We start from the raw sequence: 21,908 nt of genomic DNA, 5'->3' as shown, positions 1-21,908 counted from the left end.
GACTCAGTCGACTCACTCGCCGCGAGCCCCCTGGGCGGTGTCGTCGTCCGCCGCCGACGGCAGCGGCGACCCGAAGAGGGCGAGGGGAACGGCCGTCGCGAGCAGCAACGCGCCGAGCGCCCCGTATGCGGCGACGGGCCCGCGAGCGCCGGCGGCGACGCCCGCGATGACGACGAGCGGCGTCCGCGCGAGGCCGACGACCATCGAGACGGCGCTGAGAACGGTCGCGCGTCCCACGTCGTCGACGCGGTCGTTGACGTGTCTCTCGACCATCGGTCGGAGCAGGAAGTGGACCGCTCGCAACAGGTAAAACGACGCGAACGCGGCCAGCGGGACCGCGAGTGGAACCAGCGTCGCAGCGGCGAGCGTCACCGCCGCGAGCGCGAGCACGCGTCGGAGCCCCAGGCGCGCCTCGATCGGGCCGGCGTAATAACTCACCGCCGCCGCGACGACGGCGAAACTCGCGTAGAGAGGTCCCAGGCCGGTCGCGGCGGTGACGGGTACTCCCGCGAGCGTCCCGCCGTCGACTGTCAGTCCCTCGACGGCACCGGCTACCGGAAGCGCGGCGAGGTCGCCGCTCTCGACGACGGCGACGGCGATGGGCTGGACGTACTGATTGGCGGCGCCGACGACGCCGAACAGCAGCGCCGCGAACAGGACGAACGACCGCAGGGGCGGCCGCGCGATCCGGTCGCGGAGCAGCGGGAGCGCCTCGCGCACCGACGGCCCCCCGGCCTCGCCGCTCTCGAACTGTTCGGTCCGCGGGAGCGTGGCGATGACGCCCGCACCGGCGACCATGAGAGCGCCAGCGGCGGCGAACGGGTAGCGCGGGTCGAAACCGTAGAGGACCGCCCCGAGGACCGTCGTGACGGCCGAACACCAGCGGGCGACGGCCTGCCCGCGACCGCGGACGCGCGTGAACTCGTCCTCGCCGACAGTCGATTCGAGCACCTCGTAGAGCCACGCGCCCCCGGTTCCCGAGGTCAGCGCGATGCCGAGCGCCCAGACGACGTAGACGGCGAGATAGGAGGCGAACGAGTCGACGGCGACGAACCCGAACAGCGAGAGGGCCATGGCGAGCTTGCTCGCGACCAGCGTGTCCCGGCGGCCGAAGCGGTCGCCGACGTAGCCCGTCGGAATCTCGCCCGCGACGATCAGCAGCGAGTAGACGGCGCTGAGCGTCCCGTACTGCGGGTACGTCAGGTCTCGGAGGACGAACAGCGCGAAGATCGGCGAGACGAACCCGACCGCGGCCAGCGCCTGGAACAGGTAGTACCGGCGGATCAGCGTCCGCGGGTTCGACAGGTCGACGCGCACGCCTCGACCGACGGCCGACGCCGACTTGACGATTTCCTGAACGGCGTTTGAGTATCAGATCTGAACAGTTGTGGCGCCGGCCGGAGCCCGGGCGTCGCGGGCGCAATACGGAAGGCACTCGCGGCCCAACGGACGACGATGGATCAACTGGCCCCGTCGAACGTCCCGATCTACGAGACGAAGGCGGAGGGGAGGGCGCTGTGGGACCGCTGTGCCGACCGCGGCCTCCCGGTCGTCGCCGTCCGCGACGGAGAGCGGGGGTTCGTCGTCCGGTACGACCTCCAGCACCTCGACAGCGAACTGTCCGAGACCGCGCTCCGGAAGCTCCGAGCACAGGTGCGGTCGCTCCGCTCGTACTCGATCGAGGTCGACCCGCGATCCCAGACGGAGTCGGTCGGCGGCGAGACGGGGCCGCTGGCGGGCGAACTCCACGCCGAGACCGAGTCCGACGCGCGCCGCCTCGCCTCCCACGTCTCCGCGTTCGTCTTCGACCACGACAACCTGGTCTGAGTGCTCGACCGCGCTCGGACGGAGGCGACTACGGGTCCGTGTCTCGCTCGTTCAGCGTCTCGTGGACGCCCAGGATCAGCGCGGGCACGACGACCATGAACAGGTGCTCCTCCAGCGGGATCCCGACGAACTCGACGCCCGTCCGCAACGGGATGGCGAAGACGCCGACTTCGAGCGTGTACCAGTCCCAGACGTAGGCGAGCGGGTAGATCACGACGATCGTCGCGCCCGCACGTCGCAGGGCGTCTCGGCCCGCCCGAGCGAGGAGCGCCAGTGCGAGCGTCCCGAACGCGACCTCCGTCGCGAGGTACGTGTAGGGGCCGAGCACGCCGATGTCGGGCAGTGCGAGGCCGGCGAGCGGCCGAAACATGGCCACGACGAAGAGACCGAGCCCGACCGTCGCGGCGACGACGAGTTCGGCGGCCGCTCGTTGGGCTGACCCCGTCCGAACGCGCAGCGCCGGAGCGAAACAGGCGAGCGCGGCGAGTCCACCGACTGGTCCCACGAGCTCGCTGACGGTGAGCCACAGGACGACGACGCCGAGGCCGAACAGTCCCCAGGCGAACCGGCGCGTTCGTCCGCGGTCCATACCGTTGCAAGCGGTGCCAGGCACATGAGCGACCGGGTGTACCACCCCTCGGTAGGGTCGGAACTATCCCTTCGATCGGCGGGTCGCTCGACCTGTAAACTTGACACGACGAAAGAACGTAGGGGCTTCCGACCCTCCCGTGTGGTATGGGGGATGTTACGCACGCTCGGGGAGGCGGGGAGCTCGCGCGAGCGCTGCTCTCGCAAGTCCATCCGGTGTTCATGCTGCCGCCGCTGGCCGCGTCGCTGTTCGGCGCGGTGTTCGCCGGGCAGGTGGCGCCCGCGGCGGCCGCGCTCCACGTCGCGGCCCTGTTCTTCGCGGTCTACACCGCCCACGTGAAAGACGGGTACGTCGACTTCCACATGCGGGGTGAGGACGACGACCACCCGCTCTCCGCGCCGGCGTGTCGCCGTGCGCTGCTCGGCTCGACCGCGGGATTCGCGGCGGCGCTGGCCGGCCTGTGGCTGACGACCGGCCCGGGCGCGGTCGCGATCACGGCGCCGACGTGGGCGCTCGGCTACTTCCACGCGCCGCAGCTCGACACCCACACCGTCGGCGCGACGGCGGGCTACCCGGCGGGCATCGCGCTCGCGCTCCTCGGTGGCTACTACGTCCAGGCGGGCGAACTCACGCCGGCCGTCCTCGGGCTCGCGGGCGTCTTCCTCCTCTTCCTCTCGGGGATCAAGGTCGTCGACGACGCCCAGGACTACGAGTACGACCGATCTATCGACAAGCGGACGGTCGCCGTGGTGCTCGGGACGCGCGGCGCCTATCGAGCCGCGTACGCCCTCATGGCGACCGGGATGGTCGCGGTCGTCCTCCTGGCCGTCGGCCTCCGCGGCATCCCGCCGAGCGCGGGGCTCGCCGCGCTGGTCTTCGGGGCCGTCGCACTGGTCGCCCGCCGGGCCGAGCCGGAACTCGCCACGATGTTACTCATTCGCGGGTCGTACCTCTTCCTCGCGGTCCTCGTCGCCGCGGTGTGGTTCCGACCGCTGGGGTGAACGACCGTCCCCGGCGCCGAGTAGGCTCCGAATACCAGACGGCGCGGCCGCCAGCGTTATGAGGTCGGACGGACTACCGATGTGGCGGCATGGAAAACCTGCGCACCGGGCTCTCGTACGGCGACGTGTTGCTGGTCCCCCAGCGGTCGCCGGTCGACAGCCGGAGCGACGTCGACCTCTCGACGCGCCTGACCGCCGACATCGAACTGGAGACGCCCCTCCTCTCGGCGCCCATGGACACAGTGACCGGCGCCGACGCCGCGATCGCGATCGGCCGCGCCGGCGGGTTCGGCACGATCCACCGATTCATGACCGTCGACGAGCAGGCCGACGCGGTCGAGCGCGTCGTCGACGCCGGCCAGCAGGTCGGCGCAGCGGTCGGCATCGCCGAGGACGCCGTCGCCCGCACCGCGGCGGTCGTCGACGCCGGCGCCGACTGCGTGATGGTCGACGTGGCCCACGGCCACCTCGAACGCTGCCTCGACACCGTCGAGCGCCTCCGCGCCGAGTTCCCCGACACCGACCTCGTGGTCGGCAACGTCGCCACGGCCGAGGGGGTTCGGGACCTGCACGCCGCGGGCGCCGACTGCGTGAAAGTCGGCATCGGCCCCGGGAGCCACTGCACCACTCGCCGGGTCGCCGGCGCGGGCGTCCCGCAGCTCACCGCCGTCGACGACTGCGCCGACGCGGCCGACGACCTCGACATTCCGATCGTCGCCGACGGGGGCATCCGCTCGTCGGGCGACGCCGTCAAGGCGCTGATGGCCGGCGCGGACACGGTGATGATGGGCAGTCTCTTCGCCGGCACCGAGGAGACGCCCCCGGAGATCGTCGAGATCGACGGCGAGCGCTACAAGAAGTCCCGCGGCATGGCGACGACCGCCGCCGCCGCGGACCGCTCGGACAAGGAGGACGCCGAGGCCGACGTCGAGGCCGACGAGGGCGTCGAGGGCTTCACCGAGTACAAGGGCCCGCTCGGCGACATCGCCACCGAGTTCTGCGCCGGCATCAAATCCGGCCTCTCGTACTGCGGCGGCCACACCATCGACGCTGCCCGCGAGAAGTCGGAGTTCATCCGGGTCGAGCAGGCCGCCAAGGAGCGCGAGGGCGCCCACGGCGACCACGACTGGGAGACCGTCGTCGTCGACAACTGAACCGCGAGTGACGGCGGCAAATCCGTTTTCACCCCGGACGCCGAACACCCGTCCATGAGCGTCGAGGCCGAGGACGGACGGAGCGGCGAGATGACTCTCGCGTTCGAACTCGCTGCCATCCGCGAGTTCGACGACCCCGCGGCGGTGTTCGAGGACGCCCGCGAGTGGAGTCGGTACGTCGGCGTCGTCTCCAACGACACCGACGCAGTCGCCGCGTTCGTCGCCGAGCGCGACCTCCTCCAGGACTTCGAACTGGGCGACCGCGACATCTGGCTCGCGATGGAGGGGATCCGCGAGTCCAGCGACGCGCCCCGGCACGTCTTCGTCGGGACGACCCCGGAGGACCGCCGGATCGCGGACGCGACCGGGTGGGAGTTCCGAAGCCCGAGCGACGTCGCGGACGCGGCCGGGTGGGACCTCGAACCGACGGACCAGCCCGAACCGGGACTCGTCAGTCGATTGCGCTCGCGTCTCTCCGCCGCGTTCTCCGGCGGTTCCGACCGCTGATCTCCGCCGTCGAGCCTCAGGCGTCGCCGAGCCGTTCTGCTGCACGCGAGCATCGGTCGAGCCACTTCCGTTCGTACTCGTCGGGTGCCAACACACGCCCGGTAAAATCCGAAACGCGTTCGACGCCTGCGTCCTCGCACCACCTGATGCACTCGCGGTAGAGCGCGAGGTCGTGTTCTTCGGCCAGGTTTTCGTCGTATTCGACGCTCACCGTCTCGGTGCCGGTGAGATACGCGGCGAAGGCCCGCGTGTGACCGTCGGTCAGGTAGCGCTCGCCGTCGAACTCGTAGATCGGGAGCGGGCCGAACTGGTGGTCGGGCCCGTCGAGGCGTTTCAGGACGGTCCCCAGTTTCGCGGCGTTCACGTACAGCTGGGTCGGGCGGAGGTCGCTCGGGGGAATCGTCTCTGTCATCTCTCGGTCGCCCTTCGCCGAGTCAGTTCGCCGTCGAGACGATCTTGATCACGTCGCCCTCTTCGAGTTCCTCCTCGTCGCTGATACGCATGTTCTTCCGGGCGTCCACGGCGTGGAGGTAGCCGTCGCCGATGTCCGAGTGGACGGCGTAGGCCAGGTCCTTCGGCGTCGATCCCGACCCGAGGAGGAAGGCGTCGGGCAGCGCGTTCCCCTGGCCGTCGGTCCAGTGGGTCTCGTCCTGGACGGGGTAGGCCGTGATCTGGTTCAATACATCGTACACGGCGGTGTCGAGGGCCTGCTGGACGCCCGTGCCGCCGTGCTCGTCCATGACATCGCGGATCTGTTCGAGGCCCCGCTCCTGCTGGTCGCTCAGGTCGCCGAGGATCTCGAAGTCCGGATCGCCCGGATCGTAGTCGACGACGCCCGCCTCGGCGGCCTTCCGGAGGGCAAGCTCGCCGTCGGCCGTGGTCGGGATGGTCGCCTCGTTGCGTTCTTTGAGCGCCTGGAGGTTCTCCGGCGGCGCCACGTCGGCCTTGTTGGCGACGACGACGATGGGCTTCGTTCGCGCCCGGATCTCGCCGGCCAGTTCCTCGCGGTGGTCGTCGGTCCACTGGATGGGGTCCTCCGGATACTCCAGGTCCCGCAGGGTGCGCGCCACGTCGAGTTCCGTCGCACCGACGCCGGTGAGGAGGTCCGCCAATTCCTCGTCGATGTCGAAATCAGGCGAGCGGGAGGCCCGCTCGATGGACTCCCAGTTGCGGTCGACGATGCTCGCCAGCCACAGGTCCATCTCCTCCTCGATGAACTGCAGGTCCTCGACGGGGTCGTGCTCGCCCACCTCGACGGGTTCGCCCTCCTCGTCGGTACCCCCAGAAGCGTCGACGACGTGGAGGATCACGTCGGCGTTCGACAGTTCGTCGAGGAACTGGTTGCCGAGGCCGCGGCCCTCGTGGGCGCCGGGGACGAGGCCGGCAACGTCCAGCAACTCGACGGGGACGAAGCGCTTGCCGTCGTGGCAGTTCTCCTGGCCGCAGCGCTCCTCGCGGTCGAGACAGGGGCAGTCCGTGCGGACGTGGGTGACGCCGCGGTTGGCGTCGATGGTCGTGAACGGGTAGTTGCCCACGTCCACGTCGGCCATCGTCGCCGCCTTGTAGAAGGTCGACTTGCCGGCGTTGGGCTTGCCGGCAAGCGCGATAGAGAGCATACTACGGGGTACTGCGGGCCCGAAAAAGCCGCTTTCGGTTACTCGACTTCCGCGAGTTCGGCGTCTTCGTCGTGGCCGTTCTCGCTGTGGTCCGGCCGCCCGCCCATCATCGGGACGACGCCGTCGAGTTCTGCCTCGACGGTTTCCCGACTCTCGACGGCCAGCGCCGTCTCGTCGTCCGCCGGTTCGTCGGTCTCCTCGGCTCCGTCCGCGGCCACGCCGTCGACCTCGGCCGGCTCGTCGTCCGTCCCGGTTGGTTCGTCGACGGACCCGTCTTCGTCGGCGGCCTCGTCGGTTCGCGGTTCTGCGGGCGATTCGTCGACCGCGTCGTCGGCCGGTTCGGACTCGGACTCGGCCACGTCGCTGTCGGTCTCGTGGGTCTGGGCGTTCGCGGGCTCGTCCGCGCTCTCGTCGTCCACTTCGTCCTCGCTGTCGTCACGTTCGGGGCCGAGCGCGTCGCGGACCTGCGTGAGTTCGCCGCTGACGCGGATCTTGCCCTCGACGATGGCGTGCTCGTGGAGTTCGACGTCCTCGGCGGAGATGTCGCCCCAGACCGTCGCGCCGCGGGCGACGGACACGTCGCCGTTGCGGGTCGTCACGTCGCCTTTGATCTCGGTGTCCTCGCCGACGAACACGTCGCCGCGGGCGCGGAGACTCCCGAAGATGGTGTTGTCGGCGCCGACGGTCAGCTCCTCGGCGCGCACGTTGCCATGGAGGCGGCAGTCGTCGCCGACGCGGGCCGGCGTCGAGACGCGCCAGGCGTCGTCGCTGACGCGGGCGCCCCGCGGGATGACGACCGGCTGGGCCTCCTCGTCGTCGGCTTCGACCAGCTGGCTCGCCAGGTCCTCGGCGGCCTCCTCCTCGCCGATACGGAGCAGTTGCGAGAGGTAGACCACGAGGAAGACGACCGTCGGCATCGGGTTGCGGATCACGATGTGGCCGCTGGCCTCGAAGCTCTCCTGGATGTCGACGTCGTCGCCGATGTCGACGTTGCCGGCGACCTTGAGTTCGCCGCCGACCTGCGCGCGCTCGCCGAGGTAGGCGTCGCCGCCGACGAGCACGTCTTCCTCGACCTCGCTCCACATGTCCAGCCGGCAGTCGCCCTCGGCCTCGATGTGGCCGCCGAACGTCACGCGTTCGCCCGCCATCACGTCGTCGCCGCGGACCCCGAACTCGACGGTGCTCTGTCCTCCGACGATCACGTCACCGCCGGTCACCAGGTCGTGCTCCTCGACCGTGGTGCCGTCTGGGATGGTCAGTTCGTCGAGCGGGTCCGAGCGGATCGGCACACTTCGATTACCGATTTCCGTGGTAATAAACCCTGACACCGTGCACGACGGGCGTCTGACGCGTGTCTGACGGTGCCGGTGTGGGGCCGCCGGGACACCTCCAGATATTTATTCGGCGGCGGCATAGCCCCGGCCATGACGGTACTTTCTTTCGACGAGCAGGGCGTCGACGTCGTCTACGAGGGCCACGACTTCCGCCTGGAGAAGTCGCTCATCGAGGACGCCATCGACAAGCCCTACCCCGAAGTCACCGACCACGAGGTCCTGCGGATGGTCGAGAAGAACGCCTCGCCCTCCGGCGAAGCGCGACGGATCGCCGACATCGTCCAGTAGGTGCTCATGGACCTGACTCGCAGAGGACTGGTCGCCGCGGTCCCGGCGGCTGTCGCCCTGTCAGGCTGCACGCTCGTTTCCGGGGAGCCTGAGGAGACACCTCCCTATGTCGTCGAGAACACGACCGACGAGCCCCGGACCGTGGAACTCGGCGTCTGGAACGTCGGCTCGGTGCGACCCGTCGACGAACGGCCCGATTCCTTTCGAGAGGAGTTCGAGGAAGCGGTCGAGGACGGTTCCCCCGACGACTCGGACTACGAGTGGCGAGAGACGTACGAGCTGCGCGTCGAGCCAGGTTCCGCGGCGTCACCGGTGTCGTCGTCGAGCGCGACGGGCCTCCTCTACGTCAGGGCGGTGGCCGACCACGGCGGGGAGATCGGTCACTGGCTCGAAGTGGACGAGTCGGCTGAGGCGTTCTTCGTCGAGTTCTCCGTGTCCCGGGGTAGGAGTCTGGGGTTCACGGCCGGCGAGTACTGACGAGGCCGCCGGTCTGGCGAGGCGACCGGCCGCTTCGGATCGATCCACCCGGGCGGTCCGGAATTGATAAAAACTCGTTTTGATTCTACGGCCGCTTCAATACCGCGTCCGTCGAACGTCTGGACACGATGGCTGCGCTCGCCGCGTTCAGAGACGGATGGACAGCGCTCAGGACGAACCCCGCGTTGCTACTCGGCGGTTTGTTCGTCGCGCTGGTCGTGCACGTACAGACCGTCGGGGAGGGAGCGGTATCGCCCGCCGTCTCTGTCCTCGCGAGTCTCGGCGTCTTCCTCGCGTTCCCGTTCGTTGCCGGTGGATTCACCGGGATGGCCCTCGGGGCGATCCGCGGTGGTGACGCGGGGCTCGGCGAGTTCGCCCGCGCAGGGCGGACCTACTACCTGCGCGTCCTCGTCGCAGCGGTCCTGATCGTCGCCGTCGTGATAGGGGTGATGACTCTCTCGCTGCCGATCACCTTCGTCCCGCTCGCGATAGTCGTCTTCGGGGGCCTCGGCGAGACAGCCTGGTTCGGGGCCGTGGGGTTCTCGTTCGCCGTCACGCTGCTCACCCTGCCCGCGGTCTTGCTGTCGGTCTTCTTCCTTCAGTTCTCGCTCACGGCGGTCGTCGCCGAGGACGTGGGGGCGCGGGCCGCCCTGTCGCGGAGCGCGAGGCTGGTTCGCCGAAACTTCTGGAGCGTCGTCGGGTTCTCGCTCCTCTGGGGACTGCTCTCCGGGAGCGCCCTGACGCCGGAGTCGCTGTCGGAGGCGATCTCTCTCGACGCGGACCTCGGGTTCCACGGAGCCTGGTCGGACGAACTGTCCGTCGTCGCATCCCTCGTCGTCTTGCTGCTGACGACCGTCACGTCCGCGTACTTCTACACCGTCTACACCGCCTATTACGTCCGGATCGCCGAGGCGACCCCGATCGAAACGGAGCGTGCTGCTGCCGAATGATCCGGCGTTCGCGTCGAACCACGGAAACGTATACCTCGCTGGCCGCGGAGTGTCCGGACGAACGGCGAGTACCCCTCGCGACCGGGATGGAGTGACTGGAGAGGAGCCGCACACTATGGGACGATTACTGCCGACAAGAACGGACGCATCGGTCGACCGCAGCGGCGAGCCGTCGGTGATCTGCATCGACGACGAGGAGGCGCGGGCGGTGTTCGAGGCCCTGGCCTCGGAGACGGCCTACAAGGTGTTCCGGCTGCTGAACGAGGAGCCCGCGACGCCGTCGACCGTTGCCGAACGACTCGACATGTCCGTCCAGAACGTCCACTACCACCTGGAGAAGCTCGAAGACGCGGCGCTCATCGAGGTCGCCGACACGTGTTACTCCGAGAAGGGGCGCGAGATGGACGTGTTCGTCGTCAGTGAAGACCCGACGCTCGTGTTCCTCGGGACCAGCGACGACAGCCCGGGACTCAAGCACGCGGTCAAGTCGCTGACGTCGTTCGTCGGCCCGCCCGCCGTCCTGATCGCCCTCGGGGAGACAGTCTCCCGACTGTTCGGCGCCGAATGAGCGGCCGGCAGGCGTCGTCGTCCCCGAGCTTTGAAGCCGACTGTGCTCGAAGCGACGGGAGAGTGATCCCCGCGATCAGGCCGCGCCAGGACACCGACCGCTGCGGCTGCCTCGACTGTCGGGGCGTCGACGCGACCGTCCTCCGACGGTCGACCCTCGACAGCCTCGTCTGGTCCGTCTCCCTGTGCCGGCGAAACCCGTCGATACCCGCCCTCGCTCTCGGGCTCGTCCTCGCTGGTCAACTCCTGAACAGCGGTCTCGCCCAGTCCGCACCGGCGCCCGTTGTCGACCTGACGGAACCGCTTGTTCCGTTCGGGCTCCTCGTCGTGCTCCGAGGGTACGTGGCGGGCGTCGCTGCCGGCGAACTCACGGGTCAGCAGGTCTCCCTGTCGGCCGGACTCAGACACAGTTTCCGGCGGGGGATCGCGCTCGTCGGCGTATTGGCGGTCGTCGTCGCGTTCGCCATCTCCGTTCCGTCGATCGTGACGTTGCCGCTGCTCGTCGGCGCCTTCGTCTCGGGCGTCAACCCGATGGCGACGTTCGGCGTCGAGTCGGTGTTCGTCGCGCTCCTCGCGCTCCACGTCGTCCCGCTCCTGTTCGTCCTGTACGCGTGCTGGTTCGCGTTCGAGGCGTGCGTGATCGGGCGCTATGGACCGGTCGATTCGCTCCGCGTGAGCTGGGCGATTACGAGGGGCCGCAAGCGCAAGTTCCTGCTCGTGCTGGTCGCGACCGCCGGCAGCATCGCCGTAACGACGTTGATCGGCGACGTCCCCGGCACTGGCGGTCGCTTCCTCCCCTCGGGCCCCGTGACCCGCGCCGTCGCCGCCAGCCTCGGGGAGTTGACTGCTATCGTCTGGTACGGGGTCTACGCGCATCTCTACGTGCAGGAGACGGTCCGGAGATGACGGCCGCAGTCCCCGCAGACCGCGCTGACTCGGCCGTCGGGCAGCGACTCGCTCCCGCCAGTCCTCTCAGAGAGCCTGCGAGTAGATCAGGAACGGGACGACGAACAGCAGTACGAACAGGAACAGCAAGATCAGCCCGTAGCTGACGAGCGTGGCGGCCGCCGTCACCCACGCCGGCCGGTCGAACTGCTCGCGCACGTTCATGCCGCCCTCATCGAGCGCGTCGACCTTAATCGTTGGCGCCGCCGCGCCGCACTGCGGGCCGGGACGAGCCGCCCGGGTCCAGTACAGTGTGACCGATAACTATCCGCCGAGAGTGATCGACAGGTGACGTGTTAGGAGACCTCTCACGAGTGGGGTGTGATCGCGCGCACGTTCTTCTGGTTCGTGCAGGCGAGCGCCCGTTCCGGGATCGCGGCGCTCTCCCTGGGAGTGCAGGGCGGCGGCCTCGCCGCTCTGGGGGTCGCGCTCGCGGCGGCGTTCCTGAGCGTGGTGCTCCTCTTCAGGCAGGTGAACACGTTCGTCGACCAGAAAGTGGACGGGGGAACCGAAACCGAGTAGCCGAGTGGAATTGCCGATCAGGCGAACGTTCGGGAGACGTCCTCTTCCTCCTCTTCGGCCTGGATCTTGTCCCAGGCGTCGAGGAAGTCCTGCATGCGGACCTCGACCCGGTCGTCGCGGATGGCGAACATCCCGGCTTCGGTGCAGACCGCCTTGACGTCGGCGCCAGAGGCCTCGCCGGTGAGGTCGGCGAGCTTCTCGAAGTCGAGCTCCTCGTCGAGGTTCATGTTGCGCGTGTGGATCCGGAAGATCTGTTCGCGGCCTTCGATGTCCGGCTTGGGGACTTCGATGAGGCGATCGAAGCGGCCGGGGCGGAGGATGGCGCGGTCGAGCATGTCGAAGCGGTTGGTCGCGGCGATGATGCGGATCTCGCCGCGGTCCTCGAAGCCGTCCATCTCCGAGAGCAGTTGCATCATCGTGCGCTGGACCTCGGCGTCGCCGGAGGTCTTCGAGTCGGTCCGCTTGGCGGCGATGGCGTCGATCTCGTCGATGAACAGGACAGACGGCTCGTGCTGGCGGGCCAGCTCGAACAGGTCGCGGACGAGCTTGGCACCCTCGCCGATGAACTTGTGGACGAGCTCGGAGCCGGCCATCTTGATGAACGTCGCGTCGGTCTGGTTGGCGACGGCCTTGGCGAGCATCGTCTTCCCGGTGCCGGGCGGGCCGTGGAGCAGGACGCCGCTCGGCGGGTCGATGCCGACCTCTTCGAACATGCCGGGGTTCTGCAGGGGCATCTCGACGGTTTCGCGGACCTCTTCGAGCTGGTCCTCGATGCCGCCGATGTCCTGGTAGGTGACGTCGGGCGACTGGTCGACTTCCATCACGCGAGCGCGGACGTCCGTCTCGTCTTCGAGGCTCTTGACGATGGAGAGGGAGTTGTTGACGGCGACGCGGGAGTCCGGTTCGAGGTCGTCGCGCATCTCCTCGGTGACCTCGGTGATGGCCTCCTGGTTGTTGCCGTGCTGTTTGATGATGACGCCGTCGTCGGTGAGTTCCTGCACCGTGGCGACGAACAGCGGCGACTGCTTGAGCTTCTTGTTCTCGTGAGTCAGCCGCTCCAGCTTCTGCTGGTACTTGTTGTTCTCGGCGTTCGCGTCGAGGAGCTTGTCGCGCATCTCCTCGTTCTGGGATTCGAGGACCTCCAGCCGCTCTTCGAGCGCCTCGATTTTGTCCTGCTGAGAGGCGTCGTCGTCGTACGGCAGGTCCACCTCGTCCACGGTGTCGGTCATTACACCCCTGCTAGCGGATGAGATAATAAGAGGTTTCGGGTCGTTCGGGTTGCTTGCCGTTCCGACACGTCCACGGCCGCACGAGCGCTGTCTCCCGGTTTCCTCGCGAAACGAGAGTTATGTGTTACCGTGGAACATAGAACGGTCGTCCCGCGTCCGACTGTCACGCTTCTTGCCGATTGATTCTCTGAGGTAATAATTTGAAACGGGAAATATTATTAGGCTGTATCCAGAAGCTGCAATTGAGATGAGTACGCCCGAGTCTGCGGAGCCAGAATCGCCGGCAGCGGACGGTTGGGACGCCGTTCGCGACCTGCCGCCCAGCGCGAAGCTGGTCGCGAAAACCCTGGAGTACAACGACGCACTGACCCAGAGTCAACTCGCGGAAGAGACGCTGCTTCCGCCGCGAACGGTTCGCTACGCCCTCAACCGCCTCGAGGACGTAGACGTCGTCAGCTCTCGGTTCTCCTTCGCGGACGCGCGCAAGCGCATCTACACGCTCGACATCGAGTGATCGGCGCCGACGCGAGCGTCGTTCGCTCGCGTCGACCCGGTCCGGGCTCGACCGTCTTTCCGCCTGAGTCGCCTGTTTCGTCCGGTAGTTCGACCGTACCGTCCGAGAACACTTTCACCGCGCTCGCGACACCTCTTTAGGCGGGGGTTTCGTAGCCGGTGACAGATGACGCGCGTGATACACACCGGGGACACCCACCTCGGGTACCGGCAGTATCACCGGTCGGAACGCAAGCGGGACTTCCTCGACGCGTTCCGGCAGGTGGTCGACGACGCGGTCGCAGACGACGTCGACGCGGTCGTCCACGCCGGCGACCTCTTCCACGACCGGCGGCCGACCCTCGACGACATCATGGGGACGCTCTCGGTCCTGCGGACCCTCGACGACGCCGACGTGCCCTTCCTGGCGATCGTCGGCAACCACGAGGGCAAACGCGACGCCCAGTGGCTGGATCTGTTCGAGTCGCTCGGCCTCGCCACCCGCCTCGGTCCCGAACCGGTCGCGGTCGGTGACACCGCCTTCTACGGCCTCGACTTCGTCCCGCGTTCCCAGCGCGAGGGCTTCGAGATGGACTGCGACGACCACGACCGCGACCACGCCGCGCTGGTCACTCACGGCCTCTTCGAACCGTTCGACTTCGGCGAGTGGGACCCGCGGGAGATATTCGCCGCGGCCGACGTCGAGTTCGACGCGCTCCTCCTCGGCGACAACCACCACGCCGACACCGCGGAGGTCGACGATACCTGGGTGACCTACTGCGGGTCGACCGAGCGGACCAGCACCGCCGAACGCGCCGAGCGGGGGTACAACCTCGTCACGTTCGACGGCGACGTGGACGTCCGCCGCCGTGGTCTCGACACCCGCGAGTTCGTCTTCGTGGACCTGGAACTCGGTGAGGGCGAGGCCGTCGAGCGCGTCCGCCAGCGCGTCGACGAGTACGACGTGGAGGACGCCGTGGTCGTCGTCACCATCGACGGCGAGGGCGACCCGGTCACGCCCGCAGCGGTCGAGGAGTTCGCGCTCGACCGCGGGGCGCTCGTCGCTCGGGTCACCGACCGCCGCGAGACGCCCGAGGAGACCGAACGCGAGGTCACCTTCGCCGACCCGGACGACGCGGTTCGCGAGCGCGTGCGTGAACTCGGTCTGAGCAGCGCCGCCCGCTCGCTCGACGAGACCGTCCGCGCGAGCAAGGTCGCCGACTCGAACGTCGACGAGGTGGTCCAGTCCCAGGTCGCCGACCTCGTCGAGGAGGGCGACCCCGACGAGTTCGCGTCGGCAGACCTCGGTCCCGACGATGACGGCGACGAGCCGGAAGCGCTGAATGACACCGGCGGGCCCGCGAAATCGAGCGACGCCGAGGAATCAGAACAGTCCGCCGACGAGTCCGCCGGACCGGGCGACGACGGGGACGAGCCCGCGACGGAGTCAGAGCCGGAACCGACGACGGACGGCGGTTCGGAGGACGCAGACGACGATCTGGATGAGGGCGCGGCGCCGAACGGCGACCCGGAAGACCAGGTAACGATGGGTGAGTACCTGTGAGGTTCGAGCGCGTCAGACTCTCGAACTTCAAGTGCTACGACGACGCGGATCTGCGCCTCGACCGCGGCGTGACGGTCATCCACGGGCTCAACGGCAGCGGCAAGTCGTCGCTGCTGGAGGCGTGTTTCTTCGCCCTGTACGGCTCGAAGGGGCTGGACGGGAACCTGGGCGACGTGGTCACCATCGGCGCGGACGACACGGAGGTCGAACTCTGGTTCGCCCACGGGGGCGACTCCTATCACGTCGAGCGACGCGTCCGCGCGACCGGCGACCAACCGACGACCGCCAAGTGCGTCCTCGAAGCGCCGGACGCGACGATAGAGGGCGCCCGCGATGTCCGCGCCTACGTGGAGGACCTCCTCCGCATGGACGCCGAGGCGTTCGTCAACTGCGCGTACGTCCGCCAAGGCGAGGTGAACAAGCTCATCAACGCCTCGCCGGCCCAGCGCCAGGACATGCTCGACTCGCTCCTCCAGCTGGGCAAGCTCGAAGACTACCGCGAGCGCGCCAGTGACGCCCGCGTCGGGGTCGGCCGCGTCCGCGACGACAAGCGAGGCGCCCTCACGCAACTCGACGAGCAGATCGAGACGAAGGAGGACAAGGAGCTCCACGCCCGGCTCAACGACCTGCGGACCGAGAACGAGGAGGTCGCCGCCGAGATCGACCGCTTCGAGGAGCAGCGCGAGAAGGCCGTCGAGACGCGAGACCAGGCCGCCGAGATCCTCGAATCCTACGAGGAGAAACGGGAGGAGCTCGGCGACCTCGAATCCGACATCGAGGACCTGCGCGAGCAGATCTCCGCGACCGAGCGCGACCGCGAGGACCTCGCCGAGGAGATGAGCGAACACCGCGAGACCCGCGAGGGACACCGCGAGGAACTGGGTGACCTGCTACCCGAGACGGAACTCGACGGCGACGCTGAAGACCCACCGAGTCCAGACGCCGTCGACGACCGGCTCGACGCGCTCGCCGAGCGGGACGACGAACTGCAGTCGGCCCTCAACGAGGTCACCTCCGAGGTGACCGAGCACACCAACCAGGCCGAGAACCTCCGGGAGAGCGCCGCGGACCTCGACTCCCAGGCCGACGCGAAACGCGAACAGGCCGCGGAGTTCGAGTCCGACGTGGCCGAGACGCGCGAGTCGCTCGCGGACCGCCGCGAGAAGATCGACGAGCTCGGCGAGCGCGTCGAGGCGCTCGAAGCCGAGTTCGCGGACGCGCCGGTCGAGTTCGGCGAGGCGTCGTCGTTCCGCGAGGAGGTCGCCGACGAACTCAGCGAGGCCCGCGAGACGGTCGCTGGGCTCGAATCCGACGTCGAGAACCAGCGCGAGCAGATCGAGGAAGCCGAGGAGCTGCTCGACCAGGGCAAGTGTCCCGAGTGCGGACAGGACGTGGACGACTCGCCGCACGTCGAGACCATCGACGACGACCGCGAGCGACTCGCGGAACTGGAAGCCGAACTCGAATCCGCTCGCGAGCGGCAGTCGACGCTCGAAGACCGGCTCGAACGCGCGGAGGACCTCGTCGAGACCGAGTCCGAGATACGGGAGTGCCGGACGAACCGCTCGAACGTCGAGCAGCTCGTCGAGCAGCGCGAGGCGACCGTCGAGGAGAAGGTCGAGCAGGTCGAGCAACTCCGCGAGGAGGCCGAGGAGCTCGACGCAGAGGCCGAGCAGAAGCGCGAAACGGCCGCCGAGCGCGAGGAGGCCGCCGAGGAGTGCCGCGAGCGCGTCGCCGAGATCAACAAAGAGCGCGGGAGCATCCGGGAGCGCCGCGAGCGACTGGAGCGCGTCGAGGACCTGCTCGACGCCGTCGCGGACGCGACCGACGCCGTCGAGCGCCTGCGCGAGCGCCGCGAGCACCTCGAAGAGACCAACGACGAACGCCGCGAGCGACTCGCCGAGAAGCGCGAGCGACGGTCGGACCTCCGGGAGGAGTTCGACGAGGACCGCATCGAGCAGGCTCGTGACCAGCGCGAGACGGCAGCCGACTACGTCGAGAAGGCCGACGCGAAGCTCGAATCGCTGCGCGAGCGCCGCGACGACCTCCAGTCGGCCATCGGCGGCGTCGAGAACGAGATCGAGGAGCTCGAATCGTTGCGCGAGCGCCGCGAGGACCTCGCCGAGCGCGTCGCGTGGCTCGACTCGCTGTACGAGGAGACCGAGCAGCTCCAGCGGATGTACGGCGACCTCCGGGCAGATCTCCGCCAGCGCAACGTCGAGAGCCTGCAGGCGATGTTGAACGAGATCTTCGATCTGGTCTACCAGAACGACTCCTACGCTCGCATCGAACTCTCGGGCGACTACGAACTCACCGTCTACCAGAAGGACGGCGAACCGCTCGACCCCGAGCAGCTCTCCGGCGGCGAGCGCGCGCTGTTCAACCTGAGCCTCCGCTGTGCAATCTACCGATTGCTCGCCGAGGGCATCGAGGGAGCCGCGCCGATGCCGCCGCTCATCCTCGACGAGCCCACCGTCTTCCTCGACTCCGGGCACGTCTCACAGCTGGTCGAACTCGTCGAGGCGATGCGCGAGTACGGCGTCGAGCAGATCCTCGTCGTCAGCCACGACGAGGAGCTCGTCGGCGCCGCCGACGACCTCGTCCGCGTCGAGAAGGACTCGACGACGAACCGCTCGACGGTCGTCCGCGAAGCGCCCGAGGACCGACTCGCCGAAGTCGAGCTGGAAGCCGACGACTGAACGACGGGCTGTTTTCCGAGGGTTTCAGATGGTCGCGGCAGCGACGGTGGCGAGAACAGCGGTCGAGACCGACGCTTCGCCGAGTCCTCAGTCCGCGTCGTCGGCGTCGACGAGCGCTGACAGGCCCGCGCTGCCCCGCTCGGTCGTCTCGTAGCCGCGGACGCCCGCGACGTCGGTCTCGGCGATCAGACCGGCCGCCCGGAACTCGCTCAGCAGGCCGTGCAGGTCGCTCTCGCAGAGGTCGACGGCGCCCATGAGCGTCCGCACGTCGACGGGGCTCCGGGCGTCGATCTCCAGCAGGAGGCCGAGCGACCGGTCGTCGTGGACCGCGCCGACGACTGCGCGGACCGGTCCCGGGACCGCTCGGCTCGCCGTCTCCAGCGGGGACTCGCCCTCGACGGGCTCCAGTCGGTCGTTGGCGACGTGGCGCTCCTCGCCGGTCTCCGGGTCGCGGACGCGCGAGGAGTCGCCGGACTCCTTGAGCAAGAGGTATCGCCGCCCGGACTCGTCGCGGACCGTTCGCATGGCCGCCCGTAGCGGGTTCGCGGGGTTAGCCGTTCCGGTCGAACACGCGAGCCCGTCCGATCGGGCGTCGTCGTCGCGGAACTACTCGTCGCCGTAGCGGTACTGCCGATACTCGCGGACGCCGTAGGCGAACGCGACGGCGCCGAGGACGAACAGCGGGCCGCCGGTGTCCCAGTCGCCCCGGAAGAAGACGAACATCGGGCCGAGCGACATGGCGAGCAGCGCCACGTCGAAGACGAGGACGAGCCGCCAGAACGTCCGCGAGACCTCCGGGTCGACGTCCACGTCCAGCGCGTCGGCGTCCGCCTCGTCGGTCTCGCCGGCGTCGCCGGCCCCCGGCACGGACGGGATCTCGACTTCCGGGACCTCGACCTCCGGGACGTCGGGACCGAGCGAGGACTCGAAGCGCTCGGCGTCGCCGAGCAGGCCGCCCTCGTCCTCTGCATCCCCGTCCGCGTCGTTCGACACACCCGGCGGTTGCGGACTGGCGGCAAAAAGGGTTCCCACTCGGTGCAGCGCCGCCGAATCGCGGGCCGTTCAGGCCATCTGGCCGAGCGCGAGGGCGTCGTCGGACTCGACCCACGCGAGGGGGTTCTCGACGTCGAAGAGGACCACGCGGTCGTCGACCTCGTAGGCGTCCGTCGCGGCGACGCCGACTGTGTCGGCTGGGGCCGCTCGCACGCCCGCCGTCGACTCGCTGTCGCCACTGTCCAACACGTCGCGCTGCGTCGTGTGGTCCGTCATGGCTTCGTGCCGGGGTTTGTGACAGTGTGTCAAGTATCTTCTGCCTGCAACGACGACGCGGCGACGTCCCCGAGACCGACCGGGCAGACCGCGGTTATTTTAATCGGCGGCCGCCAAGCGGGACCATCATGGAGCAAACGGAGTTCGGGGACTTCGGGGCCGGCGACGACCGGCCCGCCGAGGAAGCCGCCCACGTCGCCGGCGACGACGGCGGTGGCGAGGTCGCGACGGTGGTCGACGCCGATTCGGCCAGGTTCCCCGAGGCCGAGGGCAGCGTCACGCTGACGGTCACACAGGTCGACTACACCGTCGAGTACAGCGGTGACGAGGAGTTCCCCGTCGTCCACGTCTTCGGCCGCCGGGAGACCGACGAGGGCCGGCCGGATATCGAGCACGTCGAGGTGTACGACTTCGAGCCGTACTTCTACGCCCCCATCGAGAACGTCGACGACGAACGCATCGCCCAGTACGACGGCCTGATCGATTACCGCGAGACCGACCCCGAGGGCGAGCCCTTCGAATCCATCCGCGGGGAGCGACTCGCGAAGATCATCGGTCGCACGCCGCGGGACGTCGGGCAGATCCGCGACGAGTTCGACCACTACGAGGCGGACATCCTCTTCCCGAACCGCCTGCTCATCGACAAGGACATCGAGAGCGGCGTCCGCGTGCCCGAACGCCGGACCGACGACGGCACCATCCGGATCCCCCACGAGGAGGTCGAGGCCGTCGACGCCAACGCCACTCCCCGGGTGAACACGTTCGACATCGAGGTCGACGACCGCAACGGCTTCCCCGAGGACGGCGAGGAGACCATCGTCTGTCTCACCTCCCACGACTCCTATCGCGACGAGTACGTCAACTGGCTATACAACTCCCCTGACGGTGTGGACGGACCCGCCGCCCTCGAAGCGTACGACCCGATCGAGAGCGATATCGACGCCGACGTGCGCGTGTTCGACGAGGAGGCCGAGATGCTCGACGCCTTCATCGAGTACGTCGAGGAGACCGACCCCGACATCCTCACGGGCTGGAACTTCGCGGACTTCGACGCGCCGTACTTCCTGGATCGCGTCGAGGAACTGGCCGGCCCGACCCACGATTACGACCTCGACATCGACCGGCTCTCCCGGGTGAACGAGGTCTGGCGCTCGGACTGGAACGGCCCGGACATCAAGGGACGGGTCGTCTTCGACCTCCTGCGGGCGTACAAGGCGACGCAGTTCAGCGAACTCGAGTCCTACCGGCTGGACGCCGTCGGCGAGGTCGAGATGGGCGTCGGCAAGGAACGGTACCCCGGCGACATCGGCGACCTGTGGGAAGACGACCCCGAGCGCCTGCTCGAATACAACCTCCGCGACGTGGAGCTGTGCGTCGAACTCGACCGCAAGCAGGACATCATCGCCTTCTGGGACGAGGCGCGCAAGCTCGTCGGCTGTAAGATCGAGGACGCCCCGACCGCGGGCGACGCCGTCGACATGTACGTCCTCCACAAGGCCTACGGCGAGTTCGCGCTCCCTTCGAAGGGCCAGCAGGAAGCCACCGACGAGTTCGAAGGCGGCGCCGTCTTCGATCCCATCACCGGCGTCCGGGAGAACGTGTCGGTGCTGGACCTGAAGTCCCTGTACCCGATGTCGATGACGACGATCAACGCCTCGCCGGAGACGAAGGTCGACCCTGAGACGTTCGACGGCGAGACCTACCGCACGCCCACGGGCGTCCACTTCCGCAAGGAGCCCGACGGCATCATCCGGGAGATGGTCGACGAACTCCTCGAAGAGCGCGAGGAGAAGAAAGCGCTGCGCAACGACAACGACCCCGGGTCGGAGGATTACGAGCGGTTCGACCGCCAGCAGGCCGCGGTAAAGGTCATCATGAACTCGCTGTACGGGGTGTTCGGCTGGGACCGCTTCCGCCTCTACGACCGGGAGATGAGCGCCGGCGTCACCTCGACGAACCGCGAGGTCATCAGCTTCACCGAGCAGGCGTCCAACGAACTCGACAAGGAGGTCATCTACGGCGACACCGACTCGGTCATGCTCGAACTCGGCGGTGAGACGCCGAAAGACGAGGCCATCGAGCGCTCGTTCGAGATCGAGGAGCACATCAACGCGCGTTACGACGAGTTCGCCCGCGAGGAGCTGAACGCCGATTCGCACCGCTTCCAGATCGAGTTCGAGAAGCTCTACCGACGGTTCTTCCAGGCGGGCAAGAAGAAGCGCTACGCCGGCCACATCGTCTGGAAGGAGGGCAAGGACGTCGACGACATCGACATCACGGGCTTCGAGTACCAGCGCTCGGACATCGCGCCGATCACGAAGGAAGTGCAGTTGCAGGTCATCGAGATGATCGTCCACGGCGAGGACCTCGAAGACGTGAAAGACTACGTCCACGACGTCATCGAGGACTACCAGTCCGGGAACGTCAGTCTCGACGACGTGGGTATTCCAGGTGGGATCGGGAAGAAACTCGACAACTACGACACCGACACCGCGCAGGTCCGCGGCGCGAAGTACGCCAACCTCCTCCTGGGGACCAACTTCGCCAGCGGGTCGAAGCCCAAGCGGCTCTACCTCGACACGGTCCACCCCGACTTCTTCCAGCGCGTGGAGGCGGAACTCGACCTCGACCCCGCGGAGGACCCGCTGTACGGCGCGTTCAAGCGAGAAGTGGCCGCGGGCGACGGGGTCATCTGCTTCGACTACGCCGACCAGGTCCCCGAGGAGTTCGCGGTCGACTGGGACAAGATGCTCGACAAGACGCTCAAGGGACCCATCGCGCGCGTCCTCGAAGCGCTCGACATCTCCTGGGAAGAGGTCAAGAGCGGCCAGGAGCAGACCGGCCTCGAGAGCTTCATGTAGCGCGGCGGCGGCCGCCG

At 68.4% G+C, this 21,908-nt stretch carries 24 protein-coding genes; 14 read left to right on the top strand and 10 right to left on the bottom strand.

Annotated features, from left to right (window positions below; genetic code table 11):
• Positions 1-12: 12 nt before the first annotated feature.
• Positions 13-1,317 (bottom strand): MFS transporter, encoded by a 1,305-nt coding sequence (locus ACMGFH_RS08455; RefSeq protein WP_415382540.1) that lies wholly within the window; start codon positions 1,315-1,317, stop codon positions 13-15.
• A 138-nt stretch (positions 1,318-1,455) separates the two neighbouring features.
• Between ACMGFH_RS08455 and ACMGFH_RS08450 the strand changes: the two genes are divergently transcribed.
• The gene (locus tag ACMGFH_RS08450; RefSeq protein ID WP_415382539.1) at positions 1,456-1,827 is read left to right on the top strand and encodes a hypothetical protein; all 372 of its coding nucleotides are present in this window, start codon (positions 1,456-1,458) and stop codon (positions 1,825-1,827) included.
• Between the two features lie 28 nt (positions 1,828-1,855).
• Here the strand turns inward: ACMGFH_RS08450 and ACMGFH_RS08445 are convergent, their stop codons facing one another.
• On the bottom strand, positions 1,856-2,416 hold the full coding sequence (locus ACMGFH_RS08445; protein WP_415382537.1) for a lycopene cyclase domain-containing protein: 561 nt from the start codon (positions 2,414-2,416) through the stop codon (positions 1,856-1,858).
• 146 nt (positions 2,417-2,562) lie between these two features.
• Here ACMGFH_RS08445 and ACMGFH_RS08440 point away from each other — a divergent pair, with 146 nt between their 5' ends.
• The 3 genes from ACMGFH_RS08440 (at position 2,563) to ACMGFH_RS08430 (ending at position 5,078) form a co-directional block, all read left to right on the top strand.
• Positions 2,563-3,417, top strand: coding sequence for a UbiA family prenyltransferase (locus ACMGFH_RS08440; RefSeq protein WP_415382536.1), 855 nt, complete (start codon positions 2,563-2,565; stop codon positions 3,415-3,417).
• Positions 3,418-3,506: 89 nt separating this feature from the next.
• Positions 3,507-4,571 (top strand): guanosine monophosphate reductase, encoded by a 1,065-nt coding sequence (locus tag ACMGFH_RS08435; protein ID WP_415382535.1) that lies wholly within the window; start codon positions 3,507-3,509, stop codon positions 4,569-4,571.
• Positions 4,572-4,625: 54 nt separating this feature from the next.
• A complete protein-coding gene (locus ACMGFH_RS08430) occupies positions 4,626-5,078 on the top strand; it encodes a hypothetical protein (RefSeq protein ID WP_415382534.1) in 453 nt (150 codons plus the stop codon).
• Positions 5,079-5,094: 16 nt separating this feature from the next.
• Here ACMGFH_RS08430 and ACMGFH_RS08425 read toward each other — a convergent pair whose 3' ends face one another.
• Genes ACMGFH_RS08425 through ACMGFH_RS08415 form a run of 3 tightly spaced genes read right to left on the bottom strand, consistent with a single transcriptional unit; the run spans position 5,095 to position 7,983 of the window.
• The gene (locus ACMGFH_RS08425; protein WP_415382533.1) at positions 5,095-5,490 is read right to left on the bottom strand and encodes a histone acetyltransferase; all 396 of its coding nucleotides are present in this window, start codon (positions 5,488-5,490) and stop codon (positions 5,095-5,097) included.
• 22 nt (positions 5,491-5,512) lie between these two features.
• Positions 5,513-6,694, bottom strand: coding sequence for a redox-regulated ATPase YchF (locus tag ACMGFH_RS08420; RefSeq protein ID WP_415382532.1), 1,182 nt, complete (start codon positions 6,692-6,694; stop codon positions 5,513-5,515).
• A 38-nt stretch (positions 6,695-6,732) separates the two neighbouring features.
• Positions 6,733-7,983: a polymer-forming cytoskeletal protein gene (locus ACMGFH_RS08415; protein ID WP_415382531.1), complete on the bottom strand. Its 1,251-nt coding sequence runs from the start codon at positions 7,981-7,983 to the stop codon at positions 6,733-6,735.
• A 135-nt stretch (positions 7,984-8,118) separates the two neighbouring features.
• Here ACMGFH_RS08415 and ACMGFH_RS08410 point away from each other — a divergent pair, with 135 nt between their 5' ends.
• The 5 genes from ACMGFH_RS08410 to ACMGFH_RS08390 all read left to right on the top strand — a co-directional run bounded on the left by ACMGFH_RS08410 (position 8,119) and on the right by ACMGFH_RS08390 (position 11,216).
• A complete protein-coding gene (locus ACMGFH_RS08410) occupies positions 8,119-8,316 on the top strand; it encodes a DUF5800 family protein (RefSeq protein ID WP_415382530.1) in 198 nt (65 codons plus the stop codon).
• Between the two features lie 6 nt (positions 8,317-8,322).
• A complete protein-coding gene (locus tag ACMGFH_RS08405) occupies positions 8,323-8,793 on the top strand; it encodes a hypothetical protein (RefSeq protein WP_415382529.1) in 471 nt (156 codons plus the stop codon).
• Positions 8,794-8,921: 128 nt separating this feature from the next.
• Positions 8,922-9,743, top strand: a complete 822-nt coding sequence (locus ACMGFH_RS08400) for a hypothetical protein (RefSeq protein WP_415382528.1) — start codon at positions 8,922-8,924, stop codon at positions 9,741-9,743.
• A 115-nt stretch (positions 9,744-9,858) separates the two neighbouring features.
• Complete coding sequence (locus tag ACMGFH_RS08395) at positions 9,859-10,311, top strand: ArsR/SmtB family transcription factor (protein ID WP_415382527.1); 453 nt, start codon at positions 9,859-9,861, stop codon at positions 10,309-10,311.
• A gap of 62 nt (positions 10,312-10,373) precedes the next feature.
• A complete protein-coding gene (locus tag ACMGFH_RS08390; protein WP_415382525.1) occupies positions 10,374-11,216 on the top strand; it encodes a hypothetical protein in 843 nt (280 codons plus the stop codon).
• Between the two features lie 66 nt (positions 11,217-11,282).
• On the opposite strand, the gene ACMGFH_RS08385 is transcribed toward ACMGFH_RS08390, so the two are convergent.
• Positions 11,283-11,420, bottom strand: coding sequence for a hypothetical protein (locus tag ACMGFH_RS08385; protein WP_415382524.1), 138 nt, complete (start codon positions 11,418-11,420; stop codon positions 11,283-11,285).
• Positions 11,421-11,576: 156 nt separating this feature from the next.
• Here ACMGFH_RS08385 and ACMGFH_RS08380 point away from each other — a divergent pair, with 156 nt between their 5' ends.
• Positions 11,577-11,777, top strand: coding sequence for a hypothetical protein (locus ACMGFH_RS08380; RefSeq protein WP_415382523.1), 201 nt, complete (start codon positions 11,577-11,579; stop codon positions 11,775-11,777).
• A 17-nt stretch (positions 11,778-11,794) separates the two neighbouring features.
• Here ACMGFH_RS08380 and pan1 read toward each other — a convergent pair whose 3' ends face one another.
• The gene (gene pan1 / locus ACMGFH_RS08375; RefSeq protein ID WP_415382522.1) at positions 11,795-13,006 is read right to left on the bottom strand and encodes a proteasome-activating nucleotidase Pan1; all 1,212 of its coding nucleotides are present in this window, start codon (positions 13,004-13,006) and stop codon (positions 11,795-11,797) included.
• Between the two features lie 247 nt (positions 13,007-13,253).
• Here pan1 and ACMGFH_RS08370 point away from each other — a divergent pair, with 247 nt between their 5' ends.
• From ACMGFH_RS08370 to rad50, 3 genes are all read left to right on the top strand, one after another.
• A complete protein-coding gene (locus ACMGFH_RS08370; RefSeq protein WP_274323523.1) occupies positions 13,254-13,520 on the top strand; it encodes a MarR family transcriptional regulator in 267 nt (88 codons plus the stop codon).
• 165 nt (positions 13,521-13,685) lie between these two features.
• The gene (gene mre11, locus ACMGFH_RS08365) at positions 13,686-15,062 is read left to right on the top strand and encodes a DNA double-strand break repair protein Mre11 (RefSeq protein ID WP_415382521.1); all 1,377 of its coding nucleotides are present in this window, start codon (positions 13,686-13,688) and stop codon (positions 15,060-15,062) included.
• Positions 15,059-17,761 carry a DNA double-strand break repair ATPase Rad50 gene (gene rad50, locus ACMGFH_RS08360; RefSeq protein WP_415382520.1) on the top strand — a complete coding sequence of 901 codons (2,703 nt, stop codon included), beginning with the start codon at positions 15,059-15,061 and terminating at the stop codon, positions 17,759-17,761. The genes mre11 and rad50 overlap by 4 nt, the downstream gene beginning before the upstream one ends.
• An 87-nt stretch (positions 17,762-17,848) precedes the next feature.
• Here rad50 and ACMGFH_RS08355 read toward each other — a convergent pair whose 3' ends face one another.
• The 3 genes from ACMGFH_RS08355 to ACMGFH_RS08345 form a co-directional block, all read right to left on the bottom strand.
• Positions 17,849-18,286 carry a hypothetical protein gene (locus ACMGFH_RS08355; RefSeq protein ID WP_415382518.1) on the bottom strand — a complete coding sequence of 146 codons (438 nt, stop codon included), beginning with the start codon at positions 18,284-18,286 and terminating at the stop codon, positions 17,849-17,851.
• 81 nt (positions 18,287-18,367) lie between these two features.
• Positions 18,368-18,754 (bottom strand): hypothetical protein, encoded by a 387-nt coding sequence (locus ACMGFH_RS08350; RefSeq protein WP_415382517.1) that lies wholly within the window; start codon positions 18,752-18,754, stop codon positions 18,368-18,370.
• A 69-nt stretch (positions 18,755-18,823) separates the two neighbouring features.
• A complete protein-coding gene (locus ACMGFH_RS08345; protein ID WP_415382515.1) occupies positions 18,824-19,030 on the bottom strand; it encodes a hypothetical protein in 207 nt (68 codons plus the stop codon).
• A 128-nt stretch (positions 19,031-19,158) separates the two neighbouring features.
• Between ACMGFH_RS08345 and ACMGFH_RS08340 the strand changes: the two genes are divergently transcribed.
• Positions 19,159-21,891: a DNA-directed DNA polymerase gene (locus tag ACMGFH_RS08340; RefSeq protein WP_415382513.1), complete on the top strand. Its 2,733-nt coding sequence runs from the start codon at positions 19,159-19,161 to the stop codon at positions 21,889-21,891.
• Positions 21,892-21,908: the final 17 nt, after the last annotated feature.

Origin of the sequence: Halosimplex rarum (assembly GCF_047715405.1) — an archaeon.
In the GTDB taxonomy this organism is placed as follows: domain Archaea; phylum Halobacteriota; class Halobacteria; order Halobacteriales; family Haloarculaceae; genus Halosimplex; species Halosimplex rarum.
This window is presented reverse-complemented; position numbering and strand designations above follow the sequence as displayed.

What these genes read in the sequence shown, in the direction of transcription:
- mre11 (WP_415382521.1), top strand. Translation starts at nt 13,686, where the DNA reads ATGACGCGCGTGATACACACCGGGGACACCCACCTCGGGTACCGGCAG.
- ACMGFH_RS08400 (WP_415382528.1), top strand. Translation starts at nt 8,922, where the DNA reads ATGGCTGCGCTCGCCGCGTTCAGAGACGGATGGACAGCGCTCAGGACG.
- ACMGFH_RS08340 (WP_415382513.1), top strand. Translation starts at nt 19,159, where the DNA reads ATGGAGCAAACGGAGTTCGGGGACTTCGGGGCCGGCGACGACCGGCCC.
- ACMGFH_RS08450 (WP_415382539.1), top strand. Translation starts at nt 1,456, where the DNA reads ATGGATCAACTGGCCCCGTCGAACGTCCCGATCTACGAGACGAAGGCG.
- ACMGFH_RS08425 (WP_415382533.1), bottom strand. Translation starts at nt 5,490, where the DNA reads ATGACAGAGACGATTCCCCCGAGCGACCTCCGCCCGACCCAGCTGTAC.
- ACMGFH_RS08440 (WP_415382536.1), top strand. Translation starts at nt 2,563, where the DNA reads ATGGGGGATGTTACGCACGCTCGGGGAGGCGGGGAGCTCGCGCGAGCG.
- ACMGFH_RS08445 (WP_415382537.1), bottom strand. Translation starts at nt 2,416, where the DNA reads ATGGACCGCGGACGAACGCGCCGGTTCGCCTGGGGACTGTTCGGCCTC.
- ACMGFH_RS08345 (WP_415382515.1), bottom strand. Translation starts at nt 19,030, where the DNA reads ATGACGGACCACACGACGCAGCGCGACGTGTTGGACAGTGGCGACAGC.
- ACMGFH_RS08355 (WP_415382518.1), bottom strand. Translation starts at nt 18,286, where the DNA reads ATGCGAACGGTCCGCGACGAGTCCGGGCGGCGATACCTCTTGCTCAAG.
- ACMGFH_RS08370 (WP_274323523.1), top strand. Translation starts at nt 13,254, where the DNA reads ATGAGTACGCCCGAGTCTGCGGAGCCAGAATCGCCGGCAGCGGACGGT.
- pan1 (WP_415382522.1), bottom strand. Translation starts at nt 13,006, where the DNA reads ATGACCGACACCGTGGACGAGGTGGACCTGCCGTACGACGACGACGCC.
- ACMGFH_RS08385 (WP_415382524.1), bottom strand. Translation starts at nt 11,420, where the DNA reads ATGAACGTGCGCGAGCAGTTCGACCGGCCGGCGTGGGTGACGGCGGCC.
- ACMGFH_RS08435 (WP_415382535.1), top strand. Translation starts at nt 3,507, where the DNA reads ATGGAAAACCTGCGCACCGGGCTCTCGTACGGCGACGTGTTGCTGGTC.
- ACMGFH_RS08405 (WP_415382529.1), top strand. Translation starts at nt 8,323, where the DNA reads ATGGACCTGACTCGCAGAGGACTGGTCGCCGCGGTCCCGGCGGCTGTC.
- ACMGFH_RS08410 (WP_415382530.1), top strand. Translation starts at nt 8,119, where the DNA reads ATGACGGTACTTTCTTTCGACGAGCAGGGCGTCGACGTCGTCTACGAG.
- ACMGFH_RS08420 (WP_415382532.1), bottom strand. Translation starts at nt 6,694, where the DNA reads ATGCTCTCTATCGCGCTTGCCGGCAAGCCCAACGCCGGCAAGTCGACC.
- ACMGFH_RS08395 (WP_415382527.1), top strand. Translation starts at nt 9,859, where the DNA reads ATGGGACGATTACTGCCGACAAGAACGGACGCATCGGTCGACCGCAGC.
- ACMGFH_RS08430 (WP_415382534.1), top strand. Translation starts at nt 4,626, where the DNA reads ATGAGCGTCGAGGCCGAGGACGGACGGAGCGGCGAGATGACTCTCGCG.